1 pseudogene is annotated in these 334 nt (G+C 57.8%); it reads left to right on the top strand.

Going from position 1 to position 334, the window contains the following annotated elements:
• Positions 1 to 196, top strand: a pseudogene (locus BQ8482_RS01370) (branched-chain amino acid transferase); the annotation flags it as partial.
• Between the last annotated feature and the right edge of the window lie 138 nt (positions 197 to 334).

The following is a 334-nucleotide window of genomic DNA, read 5'->3' as shown; positions in this document are numbered from 1 at the left end:
TATTAGTCGTGCTGAGATCAAAGCGGGTGACGAGGTGTTCATCACCTCGACTGCCGGCGGCATTATGCCCGTGACGCGCATCGATGACGCCGCGATCTCTAATGGGCAGGTCGGATACGTCACTCGCCGGCTGATGGATCTCTACTGGCGTAAGCACGATGATCCTGCATGGTCGACTGCTGTCGTCTACCCGTGATCGGAAATGAGCCATGCGACAGCAACTTGGCGAGCAGGCTCGTGGCGATGACGATGGATCTGTCTTCACGCAAGTCCCGAAGGTTCAGCCAGCCTAACTGCCGCAGGTTCGATCCTGCAATCCGGAGACGTTCCCATG

The sequence above is a fragment of the Mesorhizobium delmotii genome (genome assembly GCF_900149755.1).
GTDB classification, from domain to species: Bacteria; Pseudomonadota; Alphaproteobacteria; order Rhizobiales; family Rhizobiaceae; genus Mesorhizobium; species Mesorhizobium delmotii.
Note: the sequence above shows the minus strand (reverse complement) of the source record. Positions and strands in the feature narration are given on the sequence as shown.